The organism is Flavobacterium glycogeni, from assembly GCF_048286775.1.
Taxonomy (GTDB): Bacteria; Bacteroidota; Bacteroidia; order Flavobacteriales; family Flavobacteriaceae; genus Flavobacterium.
Map to the genome: position 1 here is coordinate 207,328 of NZ_JBLVPV010000005.1, position 17,365 is coordinate 224,692.

At 34.5% G+C, this 17,365-nt stretch carries 19 protein-coding genes; 18 read left to right on the forward strand and 1 reads right to left on the reverse strand.

Features of this window, described 5'->3' with window-relative positions; all coding sequences use genetic code 11:
- Positions 1-66 precede the first annotated feature (66 nt).
- The gene (locus ACNQGX_RS06215) at positions 67-675 is read left to right on the forward strand and encodes a hypothetical protein (protein ID WP_417975033.1); all 609 of its coding nucleotides are present in this window, start codon (positions 67-69) and stop codon (positions 673-675) included.
- Positions 676-692: 17 nt separating this feature from the next.
- Here ACNQGX_RS06215 and ACNQGX_RS06220 read toward each other — a convergent pair whose 3' ends face one another.
- The gene (locus ACNQGX_RS06220) at positions 693-1,958 is read right to left on the reverse strand and encodes an NAD(P)/FAD-dependent oxidoreductase (RefSeq protein ID WP_417975035.1); all 1,266 of its coding nucleotides are present in this window, start codon (positions 1,956-1,958) and stop codon (positions 693-695) included.
- Between the two features lie 101 nt (positions 1,959-2,059).
- On the opposite strand from ACNQGX_RS06220, the gene flxA reads away from it, so the two are divergent.
- From flxA to ACNQGX_RS06305, 17 genes are all read left to right on the forward strand, one after another.
- Positions 2,060-3,580, forward strand: a complete 1,521-nt coding sequence (gene flxA / locus ACNQGX_RS06225; protein ID WP_417975040.1) for a flexirubin biosynthesis tyrosine ammonia-lyase FlxA — start codon at positions 2,060-2,062, stop codon at positions 3,578-3,580.
- A gap of 34 nt (positions 3,581-3,614) precedes the next feature.
- Positions 3,615-4,727, forward strand: a complete 1,113-nt coding sequence (locus ACNQGX_RS06230) for a WG repeat-containing protein (RefSeq protein WP_417975042.1) — start codon at positions 3,615-3,617, stop codon at positions 4,725-4,727.
- A gap of 85 nt (positions 4,728-4,812) precedes the next feature.
- The gene (flxB, locus tag ACNQGX_RS06235) at positions 4,813-5,544 is read left to right on the forward strand and encodes a flexirubin biosynthesis SDR family reductase FlxB (protein WP_417975044.1); all 732 of its coding nucleotides are present in this window, start codon (positions 4,813-4,815) and stop codon (positions 5,542-5,544) included.
- Positions 5,545-5,561: 17 nt separating this feature from the next.
- On the forward strand, positions 5,562-6,785 hold the full coding sequence (locus ACNQGX_RS06240; protein ID WP_417975046.1) for a beta-ketoacyl-[acyl-carrier-protein] synthase family protein: 1,224 nt from the start codon (positions 5,562-5,564) through the stop codon (positions 6,783-6,785).
- Positions 6,786-6,789: 4 nt separating this feature from the next.
- Entirely contained in the window at positions 6,790-7,056 is a 267-nt protein-coding gene (locus ACNQGX_RS06245; protein WP_417975048.1) for an acyl carrier protein, read from the forward strand.
- 247 nt (positions 7,057-7,303) lie between these two features.
- Positions 7,304-8,197 (forward strand): LpxL/LpxP family acyltransferase, encoded by an 894-nt coding sequence (locus ACNQGX_RS06250; protein WP_417975050.1) that lies wholly within the window; start codon positions 7,304-7,306, stop codon positions 8,195-8,197.
- Between the two features lie 67 nt (positions 8,198-8,264).
- Positions 8,265-9,920, forward strand: a complete 1,656-nt coding sequence (locus ACNQGX_RS06255) for a phytoene desaturase family protein (RefSeq protein ID WP_417975052.1) — start codon at positions 8,265-8,267, stop codon at positions 9,918-9,920.
- Positions 9,921-9,969: 49 nt separating this feature from the next.
- Positions 9,970-10,878: an NADPH-dependent FMN reductase family protein gene (locus ACNQGX_RS06260; RefSeq protein ID WP_417975055.1), complete on the forward strand. Its 909-nt coding sequence runs from the start codon at positions 9,970-9,972 to the stop codon at positions 10,876-10,878.
- Positions 10,879-10,890: 12 nt separating this feature from the next.
- Positions 10,891-12,024 (forward strand): dialkylresorcinol biosynthesis protein DarB, encoded by a 1,134-nt coding sequence (gene darB, locus ACNQGX_RS06265; RefSeq protein WP_417975057.1) that lies wholly within the window; start codon positions 10,891-10,893, stop codon positions 12,022-12,024.
- 6 nt (positions 12,025-12,030) lie between these two features.
- On the forward strand, positions 12,031-12,465 hold the full coding sequence (locus ACNQGX_RS06270; RefSeq protein WP_417975059.1) for a hotdog family protein: 435 nt from the start codon (positions 12,031-12,033) through the stop codon (positions 12,463-12,465).
- A gap of 11 nt (positions 12,466-12,476) precedes the next feature.
- Positions 12,477-12,950, forward strand: coding sequence for a hotdog family protein (locus ACNQGX_RS06275; RefSeq protein WP_470303504.1), 474 nt, complete (start codon positions 12,477-12,479; stop codon positions 12,948-12,950).
- Positions 12,951-12,956: 6 nt separating this feature from the next.
- Positions 12,957-13,361: a flexirubin biosynthesis protein DarG gene (gene DarG / locus ACNQGX_RS06280; protein WP_417975061.1), complete on the forward strand. Its 405-nt coding sequence runs from the start codon at positions 12,957-12,959 to the stop codon at positions 13,359-13,361.
- Entirely contained in the window at positions 13,361-14,371 is a 1,011-nt protein-coding gene (darH, locus tag ACNQGX_RS06285) for a BtrH-related acyltransferase DarH (protein ID WP_417975063.1), read from the forward strand. The genes DarG and darH overlap by 1 nt, the downstream gene beginning before the upstream one ends.
- 11 nt (positions 14,372-14,382) lie before the next feature.
- Positions 14,383-14,787 carry a DUF3805 domain-containing protein gene (locus tag ACNQGX_RS06290; protein ID WP_417975065.1) on the forward strand — a complete coding sequence of 135 codons (405 nt, stop codon included), beginning with the start codon at positions 14,383-14,385 and terminating at the stop codon, positions 14,785-14,787.
- A 182-nt stretch (positions 14,788-14,969) separates the two neighbouring features.
- Complete coding sequence (locus tag ACNQGX_RS06295) at positions 14,970-15,668, forward strand: ABC transporter ATP-binding protein (protein ID WP_417975106.1); 699 nt, start codon at positions 14,970-14,972, stop codon at positions 15,666-15,668.
- A complete protein-coding gene (locus ACNQGX_RS06300) occupies positions 15,658-16,941 on the forward strand; it encodes an ABC transporter permease (protein WP_417975067.1) in 1,284 nt (427 codons plus the stop codon). Before ACNQGX_RS06295 ends, ACNQGX_RS06300 begins: the two co-directional genes overlap by 11 nt.
- Positions 16,916-17,365, forward strand: coding sequence for an acyl-CoA thioesterase (locus ACNQGX_RS06305; RefSeq protein WP_131990467.1), 450 nt, complete (start codon positions 16,916-16,918; stop codon positions 17,363-17,365). Before ACNQGX_RS06300 ends, ACNQGX_RS06305 begins: the two co-directional genes overlap by 26 nt.

Below are 17,365 nucleotides of genomic sequence, written 5' to 3' on the forward strand. Positions count from 1 at the left end.
GTTTAATTAAAATTATATATTTTTACGTGTAAGTTTTTTTACACAAAACAAAAAAAAATCAAACAAATGAAAAAATTAGTAGTAGCAGTATTATTTGTTTCGTCAATAATGACGGCTCAGGATATGGATGTAGTAAAAGGGAATTTTGATTTCCTGAAAGATCAAAAGGAAATCAACGTCGAATTTGATTACAGTAAAATGACTTTAATGAAAGAGAAAAAAACCGAAGCGCAATATATTGAAGACCGAACGAAAGAATTAAATGAGAAAACGAAAGGAATTGGTAATATTTGGATGAAAAAATGGAATGCAAGCAAAGAGTTAATCTGGAGCCCGAAATTTTTAGAATTAATGAATGTTGTTTTTGTAAAAGATAAAAAAGAAGTTAGTTTTCAAGAAGAATTAATAACGGCAAAATATACTTTAATTGTAGAGACCGTTTGGATCTATCCAGGTTGGGATGCAATGGTAATGAAACAACCTGCAAAAGTTTCGACCTTATTAAAATTTGTAGAAACGAACGATAAATCAAATATTTTATTAGAAATCTCTAGCGAAGAAGCTCCCGGAGATCAATATGGAAGTAACTTTAGTAATGAATCTAGAATTGGCGAAGGATTTGCTAAAACAGCAAAATCTTTAGCTAAAATGGTATTGAAAAAAGCGTATAAATAATTTATTAAACAAAAACCCTAGCTAATACTGGGGTTTTTTGTTTTTTGCTCCTTTTCAAGGGTTATTATATGCGCCATATTCTTAATAACATTATCGTGTTTCTTCACAAAAGGATTCGTCTCATCCCAAACATAACCCGCAAGGACAGCACAAATTTTTCGTTTAACATCCGGGTTTTCGGGCTGATGAAAAAATAGGGTTTGTAGATTTCCAGTGTACCATTCTTTTACATAAGTGGTAAAAACGTTAATGCCTCTTTTCATGTATGCCGTAAATTCTTCTTCCCAATCTACGGTAATTCCTTGCGATTCTTTTATAAAAAGTTTAGCTGCAAGCATCCCGGATTCCGTGGCAAAAGCAACACCGGAAGAGAAAACAGGGTCCAAAAATTCAGAACTATTTCCTGTTAGAGCAAATCCATCTCCATACATTTGCTTAACTGAACGGGAATAATTTTCCAATTTTACCGGTTCAAATAAGAAATCAACTCCTCCAAATCGTTTGATATAATAGTCAGAAAGTTGAATAGCGTTCTTCAATGCTTCAGCATTATTTTTGTTTTCGGATAGGGAATTGATAAAATCAGTTGGGCCAACAACACCTAAACTGGTGTTTCCATTTGAAAAAGGGATAACCCATAACCATACTTCAGTTTCCAAAACATCAAAAGAAATCAATGTTCCTTCTTCGCCTTCGGGTCTATTACTGTCTTTTACATGCGTAAAAATAGAGGAATGCGGATCTAATTTTGAAGGAGTATCCAAATCTAAAAGGCGCGGTAAAACCCGGCCATAACCACTTGAATCTATAATGAACTTGGCATGAATTTCTTTTAGATTTCCAGCTTTGTCTTTTACAATGGTCTTGGAATTTTTTCCTTCAAAAGAAACAGACACGACTTCCGATTCAAATTCTAAATCAATTCCTTTTCTAATTACTTCTTGAGCCATCGTATTGTCAAAATCGGCTCTTGGCACTTGCCAAGTCCAATCCCAACCTTCAGAAAATTTATTGCTAAAATCGAAAACACAAATTTGTTCCCCACGGATGAATCTTGCTCCCAGTTTTTTCTCGAAATTCATAGCGTCCAGACTTTCGAATAATCCTGCTTCGGCAAAATGATCCATCACACGAGGGATAAGACTTTCGCCAACAACCAATCTTGGGAATTCTGTTTTTTCTACAATTTTCACCTTGATGTTATTGTTGTAAAGATGAGATGCCGAGACGCACCCTGAAGGGCCAGCACCTATGATTAATACATCGACAAACTCCTTTAACATATTTTTAAATTATTATTGATTATTGCATTACATTTGCTCCGTCAAAATAACCACAATTTTTTTGATAAAAAAAACTATTTTAGGTAATCAAAAAGGGCTGAATGAACACTATAAATGAATATTTAAGTTTAAAAGAATTTGAATCTATTATTTTTGGAAATAATAAAATATCAATAAGTGATCTTGTTTTAAAAAGAGTAAACGAAAGTTTTAATTTTTTAAAAAAATTCTCTGAAAACAAAGTGATTTATGGCGTAAATACAGGTTTCGGGCCAATGGCTCAATACCGTATTAAAGATGAGGATCGAATTCAATTGCAATATAACTTAATTAGAAGCCATTCTTCAGGAACAGGTAAACCATTAAGCCCCATTTGTGTTAAAGCCGCAATTTTGGCAAGATTAAATACGCTTTCGTTAGGGAATTCGGGGGTTCACTCTTCTGTAATTCATTTGATGAAGGAATTTATTAACAGAGACATTACACCATTAATATTCGAACATGGTGGGGTTGGCGCAAGTGGTGATTTAGTACAATTATCGCACCTAGCATTGGTCTTGATTGGTGAGGGAGAAGTTTTTTACAAAGGTGAAAGAAGAGCAACACAAGAAGTTTTTGAAATAGAAAATCTGAAACCCATTCAGGTAGAAATAAGAGAAGGTCTGGCATTAATAAACGGAACTTCCGTAATGACGGGTATTGGGGTTGTGAACGTGCACCATGCCAATAAACTATTAGATTGGTCGCTAAAATTTTCTTGCGCCATCAACGAAATTGTTCAAGCCTATGACGATCATTTTTCGGAAGAATTAAACCAAACCAAACGTCATAAAGGACAACAAGAAGTTGCTGCAAGAATGAGACAAAATCTTTCGGATAGTACTTTAATCAGAAAAAGAGAAGATTATTTATACTCTGGCGAAAATACCGAGGATATTTTTAAAGAAAAAGTACAGGAATATTATTCCTTACGTTGTGTTCCTCAAATTCTAGGTCCCGTTTTAGAAACCATAAATAATGTGGCTTCAATTCTGGAAGACGAATTTAACTCGGCAAATGACAATCCAATTATTGATGTGAAAAATCAACACGTGTATCACGGAGGAAATTTTCATGGCGATTATATTTCTTTGGAAATGGATAAGTTGAAAATTGTAATTACCAAATTAACGATGCTTGCCGAGCGTCAGTTGAATTATTTACTAAATTCAAAAATTAATGAAATTCTTCCCCCGTTTGTAAATCTTGGAACTTTAGGATTTAATTTCGGAATGCAAGGAGTTCAATTTACAGCGACTTCAACCACTGCGGAAAATCAGATGTTGTCTAATCCAATGTACATTCACAGTATTCCTAATAATAATGACAATCAAGACATTGTAAGTATGGGAACGAATGCGGCTGTAATTACCGCAAAAGTGATTGAGAATTCTTTCGAAGTGTTGGCTATTGAGTTGATTACCATTATTCAAGCCATAGATGCATTAGAGCAAAAAGATAAAATTTCTTCGGTTACCAGAAAAATGTATGATGATGTAAGAGCTATTATTCCTCAATTTAAAGAAGATCAAGTCATGTATCCTTTTGTTCAAAAAGTAAAGGATTATCTTATAAATAAGTAGTACTTTGGTGTTTAATTTTTAAAAACAACAAATTATGAAGAAGATCGTTTTTTTCCTATTTTTAATAATGCAGTTTTCTTACGCCCAAGAATTAGCTTTAGTTAGAAAAGGAGGCCTTTTTAGCTATATTTCTAAAAATGGAGAATTTGTAATGGAATCTAAATTTAAGACATCCAAAAACTTTTCAGATGGCTTAGCAGCTGCCGAAAATAATGGAAAATGGGGTTTCATTAATCCAAAAGGGGAGTGGGTTATTCCAGCCACTTTTGATGATGCAAAATATTTCAGCAATGGAATATGTGTGGTATCAAAAGATAAAAAATGGTTTTATATCAATAAAAAAGGGGAAGTTCAATCATCGCCAAGCACGGATAAAGTGTATGATTTTGAGGATGGAGTAGCTTTCTTCAAGCAAGGAGATAAAATAGGGTTAATAAACAATAAGATGGCGGTTGTTTTACAACCAAAATATGATGTTATCAAATCGTTTGAAAAAGGATTTGCAAGAGTAAGAAATAATGATCGTTGGGGAATTATAGACAAAACAGGTAAAGTTGTTGTGGAGATAATTTATGATGAAATTGGAAATTATTTTAAAAATGCAACTTGGGTAAAAAACGGAACTGCTTTCGGATTGGTAGTAAACGATAAGTTTATTGCCATAGACGGTGTAGATAAAATTTGGGATTTTTTAGCGCAAGATCTCACTTATGCTAGAAAAAATGATAAAATTGGTTTTATCGATTTAAAAGGCAATTGGGTAATCGAACCTAAATTTGATAAAGCAAAAGCATTCGTTAAAAATTTAGCACCCGTTCTAGTTGGAAAAAAATGGGGTTTTATTAATATGAAAGGTGCTATTGTTATAGATCCAATCTACAATGATGCAGGAGTGTTTAGTGCAGATGGATTAGCACCTGTAAAAGATAAAAATTGGGGTTTTGTTAATGAAACCGGAAAGTTAGTGATCCCAACACAATACGGGATTACTGCTGGGGGTGTTTTATCCATATTTAAAGATGACGAAAAAGGATTCATAAGCGGTTTGGCAAGAGTAAAAAACGAAAGTAAATGGGGCTTTTTAAAACCCGATGGTGCCGTTTTAGGAAATCAATGGTTTGAAAACGCTGAGCTTTTTCAAAAATAATAAAGTAAATAATTCTAATTTTCTCCTCCCCAATAGCTATTTCGGTAGAAGAAGGTTGAGGTGAGAAAAAAATAAAAACATAATTATGAAATGTGCATTAGTTACTGGCGGTTCAAGAGGAATTGGCAGTGCAATTTGTCAAAAATTAGCCGAAGATAGTCAATATCATATTTTGATTAATTATCAAGCTAATAAAGAAGCCGCCGAAAAAACATTAGAGGAAGTAATCAAAAAAGGAGCAACTGGAGAAATTATCCAGTTTAATGTTACGGATTTTGATGAAGTAAAAAATAAATTAACACAATGGCAGGATGCAAATCCAGAGGCGATTGTTGAAGTGATTGTAAATAATGCCGGAATTACAAAAGACGGTTTGTTTATGTGGATGAGTCCGGAAGACTGGACCAGCGTAGTAAATACCAGTTTGAATGGTTTTTTTAATGTGACCAATTTTTTTATCCAAAAAATGCTACGTAATAAATACGGTCGAATTGTAAACATAGTTTCACTTTCGGGCGTAAAAGGAACTCCGGGACAAACTAATTATTCTGCTGCAAAAGGTGCCGTTGTTGCCGCCACTAAAGCATTAGCACAAGAAGTAGCCAAACGAAACATTACTGTAAATGCAGTAGCCCCAGGGTTTATCAGAACTGATATGACAAGCCAACTGGACGAAAAAGAATTGATAAAATTAGTTCCTGTAAATCGTTTTGGCGAAGCCGAAGAAGTGGCTGATTTAGTTAGTTTTCTCGTTTCGAAAAAAGCAAGTTATATTACAGGGGAAATTATCAATATAAACGGAGGAATTTATTCATAAAAAGTACTTTAAAGAGAATGAATAGAAGAGTTGTCATCACAGGAATGGGAATTTACTCGTGCATAGGAACATCATTAGACGAAGTAAAAGACTCCTTATATAATGGAAAATCAGGAATTGTTATTGATCCAGAACGCAAAGAATTTGGTTTCCGCTCTGCCTTAACAGGAATGGTTCCAAAACCAGATTTGAAGAATTTACTTTCCAGAAGACAAAGAATAAGTCTTGGAGAGGAAACGGAGTACGCTTATATGGCCACAATTGAGGCCTTGAAAAATGCCAATATTGATGATGCTTTTTTTGATGGAAATGAGGTAGGGATCATGTATGGCAATGATAGTGTTTCAAAGGCAGTTATTGAGGCTACGGATATTATTAGAAATAAAAAAGATACTGCATTAATAGGTTCAGGCGCGATTTTCAAATCGATGAATTCAACGGTAACGATGAATTTGTCTACGATTTTTAAATTAAAAGGCATCAATCTTACTATTAGCGCTGCTTGTGCAAGCGGTTCACATTCTATAGGGCTGGCCTATTTTTTAATAAAAAGTGGCTTTCAAGACATCATAATTTGTGGAGGCGCACAGGAAATCAACAAATATGCGATGAGCAGTTTTGATGGTTTGGGCGTTTTTTCTCCCAGTGAAGAAGAACCGGCAAAAGCCTCCAGGCCCTTTGATGCGGCTCGTGATGGTTTAGTTCCAAGTGGAGGTGCTGCTACTTTAATTTTAGAGAGTTATGAATCGGCAATAAAGCGAGGTGCAAACATTGTTGCTGAAGTTGTGGGTTATGGATTTTCATCCAATGGCGGGCATATTTCTACACCAAATGTTGAAGGACCATCAATTGCAATGCAAAGAGCATTAGATGAAGCCGGACTAAAACCAAGTGATATTGATTATATAAATGCGCATGCTACATCAACACCTGTTGGTGATGGAAATGAAGCCAAAGCTATTTATGAAATTTTTGGAGAAAGCAATCCACATGTAAGTTCCACAAAATCAATGACAGGCCATGAATGTTGGATGGCGGGAGCAAGCGAAGTTATTTATTCGATTTTAATGATGCAAAATGATTTTATTGCACCCAATATCAATTTGGAAAATCCTGATGAAGATTCAAAAAAATTAAATTTGGTTAAAACGACTTTAAATAAAAAAATTGATATATTTTTGTCGAATTCCTTCGGATTTGGCGGAACAAATTCGGCATTAGTAGTTAAAAAGTTTAAATAGAGTGATGAATATAGAAGAAATAGTTGAGAAGATAAATGGATTTTTAGTTGATGAGTTTGAGGTTGATGCCGATGATATTCAGCCGGATGCTAATTTGAAAGATACTTTAGGGTTAGATAGTTTAGATTATGTGGATTTAGTTGTTTCTGTCGAATCTAATTTTGGCGTAAAATTAGTCGAAGTTGATTTCGTGGGAATTGCCTCTTTCCAAAGTTTTTATGACTTAATTGAAAATAAACTAAAAGCTAAAATAGATTTTCAGACTTCTTAGATTTTTATATTAGTCCATTTTAATTTATCCTTTCCCAACGTTATCCAAAAGAGGGTCTGTCACAGGGTCAAACACATTAAAATAAATTGGAGTTCAAACCACACAGAATCTATGTGGTTCAATTTTTTATGCGTTTGATCTAGGTCTGTCAAGATTGTATGAATTTATAATCCATAATGGTATAGAATAATTTCATCTTAAAAGCCAAAAAATCTAAAAGTCCAACAATCTAAGAAGTCTAAATAAAATGAGTCAATGGGATGGTAAATCTAAAGGAACGCTTTTAGGTTATAAAATTTTCGTTTTTTTTATTAAAAAGGTTGGTGTAAAATCGGCCTATTTTATCCTTTATTTTGTTGCTTCCTATTATTTTCTTTTTCTCAAAAAAAGTAATCAAGCCATCTTTTATTATTTCAAGGAAAGATTAGGTTATTCCTATTTTAAATCCAAACAAATGGTTTTCAAAAGTTATTATACTTTTGGACAGACTATTATTGACAAAATTTCCATTTCAGCCGGTCTGCGAAATAGATTCACCTATGAATTTGACGGAATTGAAATCTTAAAAAAACTTTTATCCGAAAAAAAAGGAGGCGTTCTCATCAGCGCCCATATCGGTAATTTTGAGATAGCCGAACATTTTTTTGGAGAAATTGATCTTGATTTTCAAATTAATCTAGTCACTACTGATTTAGAACATACTACAATTAAAAACTATCTGGAGGGCATAACCAAGAAATCAAATATCAAATTCATTATCATCAAAGACGATCTGTCGCATATTTATGAAATCAATGCTGCTTTGGCAAAAAACGAATTGATTTGTTTTACAGGCGACCGTTATTTTGAAGGCGTAAAATCGTTGTCGGAAAATTTATTGGGTCAGGAAGCTAATTTTCCTGCAGGACCATTTCTTATTGCTTCCAGATTAAAAGTTCCAGTAGTTTTTGTTTATGTGATGAAAGAAGCCAATTTGCATTATCATTTATATGCCAGAGAAGCCCAAGTAAAACATCGAGACGAAAAAGGAGTGCTGAAAGCTTATGTAGCAAGTGTCGAATCGATGCTTGAAAAATATCCGTTGCAATGGTTTAATTATTTTGATTTTTGGAACAAACTCGGAAATCAGCACCAAAAATAAAGTTTGAACTACAAATGCAGTATTCATTCCATCCATTTTGTATTTTAGCAGAACTTCAAAGCAAAATATGGAAGAATTTGACACAATTATTATTGGTTCTGGAGTTGGCGGGTTAGCTACGGCAATTTGTTTAGCACGGACGGGACAAAGAGTTTTGGTACTCGAACAGCATTATGTTCCTGGAGGATGGAGTCATAGTTTTACTTTAAACAGTCAGCGATTTAGCCCAGGCGTGCATTATGTTGGGCTTCTTGATGAAGGACAGTCGTTAAACGAAGTCTATCGCGGATTAGGTATTGCAAACGATATGGTGTTTTTTCGAATGAATAAAAATGCCTACGAACATTGTTTGATTAACAATGAAACCTTCAATCTGCCTGCTGGAATAGCCAATTTAAAGAAAGTACTTATTGCTCGTTTTCCAAAGGAAGAAAAAAACATCACAGAATATTTAACTCTAGTGCAAAGAGTGAGTCATGAATTGCAATTAATCCCTAAGTTGAAAGGGTTTTGGCAAAAAATAACTGTTCCTTTTCGAACCAAACACTTCGGAAAATTTGCCTTGTTTCCTCTGAAAAAAGTAATTGGTTGGCATATAAAAGACCCTTTGTTGAAAGCTGTTCTGAATATTCAATGCGGCGATCATGGGCTTTCGCCAAAGCGAGCTTGTTTTCCGGTACATTGCTCGGTGATGAGTCACTATTTTGATGGTGGATTTTATCCCATGGGTGGTGGTGGCGGCATTGTAAAAGCGATGACCAACGGAATTAAAAAACACGGAGGTGAAGTGCGGGTAAAACAAGATGTCGAAAAAATTCTGATTGAAAACAAAAAAGCAGTTGGCGTTCAATTAAAAAGCGGACAAAAAATTTGGGCGAGAAATATTGTTTCCAATGCTGATCCTTCCATTACTTATTTGAATTTAATTGGAAAATCGCATTTAAGCAAAAGTTTGATTAAAAAATTAGAAAGAACAAAATATTCGGTTACCTCGTTGATTTTGTTCTTGACTTTAGATATGGATGTTACTCAATTTGGGATTGATTCCGGGAATATCTGGATGATGAAAGACGAGCATGATGATGCGAATTTTGAGGATTTGATGGACAATGATTGTACTGAAGGCGATTCGTTTCCAGCCGTATTTATTAGTTGCACGACCATGAAAGACCCTGTAAGTTTCAATGGGAGATACCATAATTTTGAAGTGCTGACTTATGTAAATTATGATAATTTGCAAGAATTCAAGAATTTAGAAGAGTATCATACTGAAGACTATATGATTTTCAAAGAAAAAATTATCCTTAAATTGATGAATAACATCGAAAAGGTTATTCCTAATGCCAAACAAAATACAGTTCAAGCCGAATTAGGTACGCCAAAAACGAATGAGTTTTACATTAATTCTACCAAAGGAAATGTGTACGGAACAGAGAAAACGTTACATCAGGTTGGTCCTTTTTCGTATAAAAATAAAGCAGAAATAGAAAACCTATATCTCTGTGGGGCAAGTACGCTTTCACATGGAGTTGGCGGTGCAACGCATTCAGGAGTCATTGCGGCAGCCTTAATTTTGAATTGCAAATCAGAAGATTTATTGATGGAAGATGCCAATCAGAAATTGCGAATTTATGATGCCGAAGATGTATCAACATGGCCAGAATGGATTCATGTAAAAAGATCAGATAAGAGAAGAACTTTCAAGGAAGTAAAAGTCTATTAGTATAAATTGCATTTTTTTAGTTAGATTAGTACTTTATAAATTACAAAAGATGAAAAACGTCCTCGTTATATATTATTCTCAGTCGGGGCAATTGGAATCTATTGCTAGAAATATTGCAAAACCGCTTTTGAATTCAGATGAAATAAACGTTTCATTTCATGAGATTCAGTTAGAAAATCCCTTTCCTTTTCCTTGGAAGAATGAAGAGTTTTTTGGCGCTTTTCCGGAATCTTTTTTACAAATTCCAACGCAATTAAAGCCTATTCCTGCAGAAATATTGAATATAAAGTTTGATTTAATTCTTTTGAATTACCAAGTTTGGTATTTGTCGCCATCGATTCCAATTAATTCTTTTTTGAAAAGCGCTGAAGCTAAAATTCTTTTAAACAACACTCCTGTTGTTACCATAAGTGGTTCAAGGAACATGTGGATAATGGCACATGAAAAAATTAAAGTTTTGTTGAAACAAAACAATGCACAGTTAAAAGGAAATATTGCTTTGGTTGACAGAGTTGGCAATTTAATTAGCGTGATTACAATAGTCGAATGGATGTTCTCGGGCGTAAAAAAGAAATATCTAGGGATCTTTCCTTTACCGGGAGTTTCAGCAAAAGACATTCAGGAATCGTCTAAATTTGGAAACGCAATCCTTTCCAGTTTACAGCAAAATAATTTTGAGCCATTGCAACCTCAGTTAGTGGCAATCGATGCTGTCAGGATTAGTTCCTATCTAGTGATTGTAGATAGAACCGCCAACAAAATATTCCACAAATGGTCCAACTTTATCATTAAAAAAGAAGAGGAATCGAGAAAATTTTGGCTGAAGTTTTTTAAAGTTTATTTGTTACTCGCAATTTGGTTAATATCGCCAATAGTATATATCTTACACGTTCTTACCTATCCATTTAAGTTTAAAAAAATAAAAAAGGAAATTCAATATTATCAAGGAATTCAGTAAATTAAGTTAATTATGTTTGAAGTATACATTACAAAAATTGGAAAATGTTTGCCAAATGAAGCCATTTCAAATGACGAAATGGAAAATTATTTAGGACTTATAAATGATACCGCTTCCAAAGCAAGAAGAGTGATATTAAGAAACAACAAAATTGTTAGCCGTTATTATGCTATTGATAAGGACGGGAACAGTACGCATAACAATGCCGAATTAACTAAAAATGCCATTGAGGAGTTGTATGACGAGAGTTTTACGGCCCAGGATATGGAATTGCTTTCCTGTGGAACTACGACACCAGATGTACTTGTGCCTTCTCATGCGTCGATGGTTCACGGCTTGTTAAAAAATAAAAACCTTGAGTTAAATTCATCTGCGGGTGTATGTTGCGCAGGTATGAGTTCTTTGAAATTTGGTTTTCTTTCCGTGAAATCCGGAAGCACGAAGAATGCGGTTTGCACGGGTTCTGAAAAACTTTCTTCATGGATGTTGTCTGGTAAATTTGAGAATGAAGTTGTTAATTTAAAAAATCTGGAAGAGCAACCTATACTTGCTTTCAAAAAAGATTTCCTAAGATGGATGTTGTCTGATGGAGCTGGAGCTTTTTTATTGGAAAACAAACCCAAAGGAGACATCTCTTTGAGAATTGAGTGGATGGAAGCTTATTCCTATGCATACGAACTCGAAACGTGTATGTATGCTGGTGGAGATAAACTAGAAAACGGAGAAATAAAACCTTGGAATGACTATAATCCGGAACATTGGCTGAAAGAATCTTTGTTTGCATTTAAACAAGACGTTAAATTATTGGATGAGTTTATATTGGATAAGGGAGTGCAAAGTGTGTTTGACGCATTGTCAAAAAATAATGTTGCTGCAGATCAAATTGATCATTTCTTGCCACATGTTTCTTCTCATTATTTTGTTGAGGGTTTAAGTAAATTGCTTACTGAAAAAGGCCTAGATATTCCAATGGAAAAATGGTTTATGAATCTGGCAACTGTTGGAAATGTTGGTGCTGCATCTATATACTTAGCGTTAGAAGAACTGATGAATTCCGGAAAATTAAAAAAAGGAGATAAGATACTTTTATCTGTTCCAGAAAGCGGGCGTTTTTCTTATGCCCTTGCGTATTTAACCGTTTGCTAAAAAACTATGGAGATATTAAACACAGTATTCAATAAAGATTTTGTGGAAAATTTACTACCACAAAGATTTCCATTTGTAATGGTAGACAAGATGTTTTCTTATACGGAAACATCAATGGTTTCTGGTTTTAAAATTCAAGAAGACGCTGTTTTTTTTCATAACGGATGCTTTGTAGAATCTGGATTGATCGAACACATGGCGCAATCAGTGGCTTTGCACACAGGCTATCAGTTTTTTTTGAAACAAGAACCAGCTCCAACAGGATATATCGGATCCATAAAAGATGTTGAGATAAAAAAACTCCCTAAACTTAATGATGAAATTCAAACTACGGTTACGATTCTTCAGGAATTTGGCGGAATAACCTTGGTTGATGTTGTTACAAAATTAAACGATGTTGAGATAGCCAAAGGTCAAATGAAAACTGTTCTTGCAAAATAATTGTGAACATCGTGACCAAAAAAACAGCCAATTTAGTTGATATAAAAAGATATTTGCCACACCGAGCACCAATGCTCATGGTAGATGCGGTTTTGATAATTGATAATGAAAAAGTTGAAACTATTTTTAAGATCAAAGAAGATAATATATTTATTGAAAACAACATTTTTACAGAAGCAGGCTTGATTGAAAATGCGGCGCAGACTTGCTCGTCAATTGTAGCCAAGGATTATTTTGTAGATAAAAATAACGAAGACAAAGATGATGTTGACGTTGTGGGATTCATAAGCGCCATAAAAACATTAAAAATACATACGCTCCCAAAAGCAGGAAGCACAATCAACACCAAAGCAACCTTAGTGTCAAAATTTGTAACTGATGCGTATAGTTTGTGTACGATGAGTTGTCAAACTTTCAACAATGAAGAATTGCTTTTAGAAGGAGAAATTAATCTTTTTATTCAAGAGAATAATTCAAAGCAGTAGAACCCGATGAAAAAAGAAGAAGTACCACAAGACAAAGGAAATCTTTCAAATAAAAACATGAAAGAATTGGTTTATGCAACCGATGAAAAAGGGAATTACACCACTGCTTTAAGCACTGGCTGGGAACCAAAAACAATTGCACTTTCTAATTCTATTGAAGAAATAAGTGAGCGTATCGCTATTGCAAAAAATCAGGTAGAGAATAATGAGGTAAGCCCTATTTGTTATTTTATGGAATTCAGCAGAATGGATATTTCCATTTTGTCCAGTTATGTGGGTATGTGGCAATGGCGTGTAAAAAGACATTTTAAACCCAAAGTCTTTGCAGGATTAAGCGACAAAATTTTGCAAAAATATGCTGACGCTTTCAATATCACTGTTACTGAATTAAGAAATTTTAAAACTCATTAATGGAAACTAATTTTACGCACCATCAATCTGCCCATTGTGAAAATGGAGTAGCTTCCAATTTATTAAAACACAACGGTCTGAACATTAGTGAACCCATGGTTTTTGGAATTGGTTCTGGTCTTTTCTTTGTTTATTTGCCTTTTTTAAAAGTGAATTATGCTCCTGCCATCAGTTACAGACCGTTGCCTGGACAAATTTTTAATAAACTGGCCAAACGTTTAGGTTTGAAAATAAAAAGGCGAAAATTTTCCAGCGAAGCTAATGCTACTAAGGCATTAGACGAAAATTTAAAAAATAACATTCCATCGGGGCTGCAAGTCGGGGTTTATAACCTTACCTATTTCCCGGACGAATATCGTTTTCATTTCAATGCCCACAATCTTGTTGTGTATGGCAAAACCGAAACTGATTATTTAATCAGCGATCCAGTGATGGAAACCATAACGACTTTGACTCATGATGAACTGAATAAAGTGCGTTTTGCCAAGGGGGCTTTTGCGCCAAGAGGTCAAATGTATTACCCGATTCAAATTCCACAAAATGTTGATTTGAAAAGTGCCATCATCAAAGGGATAAAAAATACCTGTCGCGATATGTTGGCTCCAATGCCTATTATTGGTGTTCGAGGGATTAAATTTGTGGCCAGACAAATCAGGAAATGGCCCATTAAACACGGAACCAAAAAAGCGAATCACTATTTGGCTCAAATGGTGCGCATGCAAGAAGAAATTGGCACCGGAGGCGGTGGTTTTCGATTTATATATGCCGCATTTTTACAAGAATCCGCAGTTATATTAGAAAATGAAGAACTAAAAGAATTGTCAGAGGAAATGACAGCAATTGGCGATTTATGGCGAGATTTTGCCGTAGAATCTTCAAGAGTATATAAAAACAGAAGCACAAAAGCAGATGTGTACAACACCATCGCCGACCAACTTTTGGATATTGCCGATAAAGAAGAAGTGTTTTTTAAGAAGTTGAAATTAGCCATTAGTTATGTTCAATTGTAAAAACGTGTAAAATGAAATTTATTTCTGAATTTGGATATATAATTGTTCTCCCAGGAAATTGGGCTGAATACGATGATGAAAAAAACACAAACGCTTTTTTTGATACAACTGAATGGACAGGAAACCTGAGAATAACTCCTATCAAAATTGACCCAAAAAAAGGTAGCGAACTATTAGAACATGAAATGAATAGTTTTGAAGGAAAAGCCGAAAAGTTAAAAACGCAAAATGGTTTTGAAGGTTTAAAATATTCAGAAGAAAGTGGAGAAGATTTTATCTACTATTGGTATGTAATTATAAAAGATAAAATGTTTATTTGTTCATTTACTATCAACTTGATAGAAAAAGAGACCAAAAAAAACGGAGTAGAATTAACAAAAGTGACCAAAATAATAGACTCAATAAAACTGGAATAACACTAGAACATAAAAGTAGTTTGTAGCAACTGCGAAGCTTCTGCTTTAGAAAAAAAGTTTTGCACTTAGAATCGTAAGTAATAAATCACGCAGTTGCTACAAGCTGCGGAACGCTAAAAACAAATATTTTGCATCCAATCATCCAAATATCTAATCTATCCAAAAAGTACAAAGATGCCGAAATGTATTCTTTGAACGATTTTACGCTTTCTATAAATGAAGGCCAGATTTTTGGTTTACTTGGACCAAATGGCGCAGGAAAAACAACTTTAATTTCTATGCTTTGCGGTTTGATAAAACCAACTTCAGGGAGTTTTACCATCGCTAATCTGACGTATGCTAAAAATGCGAATGAAATCAAAAAAATTATTGGAGTTGTCCCTCAAGAATACGCATTGTATCCCACATTAACGGCAAGAGAAAACCTATTGTATTTTGGAAGCATGTATGGCTTAAAAGGTGATATTCTAAAAGATAAAGTAATCGAAAGCCTTGATTTTCTTGGTTTATTAAAATTTGCCGACAAACGAATTGAAACTTTCTCGGGAGGAATGAAACGCCGTGTAAACTTGATTGCAGGAATTTTGCACAACCCAAAAGTGCTTTTTCTGGATGAACCAACTGTTGGTGTCGATGTACAATCAAAAAATGCGATTATTGATTATTTAAAAGAATTAAACAATAACGGAACAACTATCATTTACACTTCACATCATTTATCTGAAGCCGAAGATTTTTGTACCGATATTGCCATTATAGATCGAGGGGAAATTTATGCAGAAGGCACACCAATGGGTTTAATTACAGCCACCGCAAATGCCAAAAATCTAGAAGATGTTTTTATTGCTTTAACCGGAAATGAATTGAGAGATGATATATAAACTGTACCGATCGGTTTACAAAGAATTTCTGTTGTTAAAAAGAGATTTAGGCGGAGTAATCATTCTGTTTATCATGCCTTTGGTGTTGATAATTATGGTTACTTTAATTCAAGACAATACACTAAAAAACATAAGTAATACAAAAATTCCCATTCTATTAGTTGATAATGACAAAGGGAAAGTGTCGAAAACCGTTTTTGAAAATTTACAAAAAAGTGATGTATTTAGTGTCGTTACCCAAATCGATAACGAACCATTGACAGAAGCACTTGCCAAAGAAGCTGTTTTTAAAGGGAAATACCAATTGGCAATTATCATTCCTTCTAGCTTAAGTTTGGATTTGCAGGCTAAAATTGATCAGAATGTCGAGAAAATAGTGAGCAGTTTAGGATTTACAGACAGTTTAGCAATACCGAAAAACACTAAAATTGTCGATCAAAAAGAGGTAAAACTTTATTTTGATCCAGCTACACAAATGAGTTTCAAAAATGCCGTAATGAGTTCTATTGATAAGATGATTTCGCAAATAGAAACACATTCTATATACACTGCTTTTCAAGAGCAACTGGGCGAAGGGACTGCAAGTTTTGAACAGAAAAGCTTCATTATTTTCAAAGAAATAATTCCAAGGGTAAACAATAAGGAAATAATTCCAAATTCGGTACAACATAACGTTCCTGCTTGGACGCTTTTCGCCATTTTTTTTATTGTAATTCCGTTGTCAATCAATATTGTCAAAGAAAAAACACAGGGGACTTTCGTTCGTTTGCGTACCAATCCTGTTCCCAATAGTATCGTTTTGGCAGGAAAAACAATAACCTATCTCATCATTTGTATGATTCAATTTTACATGATGGTGGCGGTGGCCAAATTCCTGTTTCCACATATCGGATTACCATCACTTAATATTGAAGGCAATTTATTTTTGATGAGCATTGTCGCTTTATTTTCAGGTTTTGCGGCTATTGGCTTCGGAATTCTAATAGGAACCGTTGCAAAAACTCAAGAGCAATCGGCCCCGTTTGGAGCTACTGCCACCATTATTTTGGCAGCAATTGGAGGTGTTTGGGTTCCCGTTTTTGCAATGCCAAAAGTGATGCAAATTATAGCGCAGTCTTCGCCAATGAATTGGGGATTGAATGCGTTCTATGATGTGCTGTTACGCAACGCTGGTGTTTTAGACATTTTACCGGAAATAAGTTTGTTGTTTTTGTTTTTCATAATTACCATAACCATTGCATTATTGTATGATAAAAAGAAAAGATCCGTATAACGAAGCCACCGCTTTGACCGTTTCTCAAGAAATTAGAGTTCGTTTTAACGAAACCGACCCGCTCGGAATTGTATGGCACGGCTATTATATTACCTATTTCGAAGATGGTCGTGAGGCTTTTGGTCGGCAACATGGGATTTCTTATCTTGATGTTTTCGATAGCGGGTTTACAACTCCTATCGTAAAATCGACCTGTGAGCATAAATTATCGTTGCGTTATGGCGATGTGGCTCGAATAGAAACCACAATCGTTGATACACCTGCGGCAAAAATGATTTTTAGATACACTATTTTTGACGCCAAAAATGAGATTGCTTGTACTGGAGAAACGGTTCAAGTTTTTTTGGATAACAAAGGAGAATTAATGTTGACGAATCCGCCATTTTATGAAGAATGGAAGCGTAAAGTTGGATTACTAAAATAA

Excerpts from the sequence above, each read along its gene's own strand:
- ACNQGX_RS06215 (WP_417975033.1), top strand. The coding sequence starts at position 67 with ATGAAAAAATTAGTAGTAGCAGTATTATTTGTTTCGTCAATAATGACG.
- ACNQGX_RS06220 (WP_417975035.1), bottom strand. The coding sequence starts at position 1,958 with ATGTTAAAGGAGTTTGTCGATGTATTAATCATAGGTGCTGGCCCTTCA.
- flxA (WP_417975040.1), top strand. The coding sequence starts at position 2,060 with ATGAACACTATAAATGAATATTTAAGTTTAAAAGAATTTGAATCTATT.
- ACNQGX_RS06230 (WP_417975042.1), top strand. The coding sequence starts at position 3,615 with ATGAAGAAGATCGTTTTTTTCCTATTTTTAATAATGCAGTTTTCTTAC.
- flxB (WP_417975044.1), top strand. The coding sequence starts at position 4,813 with ATGAAATGTGCATTAGTTACTGGCGGTTCAAGAGGAATTGGCAGTGCA.
- ACNQGX_RS06240 (WP_417975046.1), top strand. The coding sequence starts at position 5,562 with ATGAATAGAAGAGTTGTCATCACAGGAATGGGAATTTACTCGTGCATA.
- ACNQGX_RS06245 (WP_417975048.1), top strand. The coding sequence starts at position 6,790 with ATGAATATAGAAGAAATAGTTGAGAAGATAAATGGATTTTTAGTTGAT.
- ACNQGX_RS06250 (WP_417975050.1), top strand. The coding sequence starts at position 7,304 with ATGAGTCAATGGGATGGTAAATCTAAAGGAACGCTTTTAGGTTATAAA.
- ACNQGX_RS06255 (WP_417975052.1), top strand. The coding sequence starts at position 8,265 with ATGGAAGAATTTGACACAATTATTATTGGTTCTGGAGTTGGCGGGTTA.
- ACNQGX_RS06260 (WP_417975055.1), top strand. The coding sequence starts at position 9,970 with ATGAAAAACGTCCTCGTTATATATTATTCTCAGTCGGGGCAATTGGAA.
- darB (WP_417975057.1), top strand. The coding sequence starts at position 10,891 with ATGTTTGAAGTATACATTACAAAAATTGGAAAATGTTTGCCAAATGAA.
- ACNQGX_RS06270 (WP_417975059.1), top strand. The coding sequence starts at position 12,031 with ATGGAGATATTAAACACAGTATTCAATAAAGATTTTGTGGAAAATTTA.
- DarG (WP_417975061.1), top strand. The coding sequence starts at position 12,957 with ATGAAAAAAGAAGAAGTACCACAAGACAAAGGAAATCTTTCAAATAAA.
- darH (WP_417975063.1), top strand. The coding sequence starts at position 13,361 with ATGGAAACTAATTTTACGCACCATCAATCTGCCCATTGTGAAAATGGA.
- ACNQGX_RS06290 (WP_417975065.1), top strand. The coding sequence starts at position 14,383 with ATGAAATTTATTTCTGAATTTGGATATATAATTGTTCTCCCAGGAAAT.
- ACNQGX_RS06295 (WP_417975106.1), top strand. The coding sequence starts at position 14,970 with ATGTATTCTTTGAACGATTTTACGCTTTCTATAAATGAAGGCCAGATT.
- ACNQGX_RS06300 (WP_417975067.1), top strand. The coding sequence starts at position 15,658 with ATGATATATAAACTGTACCGATCGGTTTACAAAGAATTTCTGTTGTTA.
- ACNQGX_RS06305 (WP_131990467.1), top strand. The coding sequence starts at position 16,916 with ATGATAAAAAGAAAAGATCCGTATAACGAAGCCACCGCTTTGACCGTT.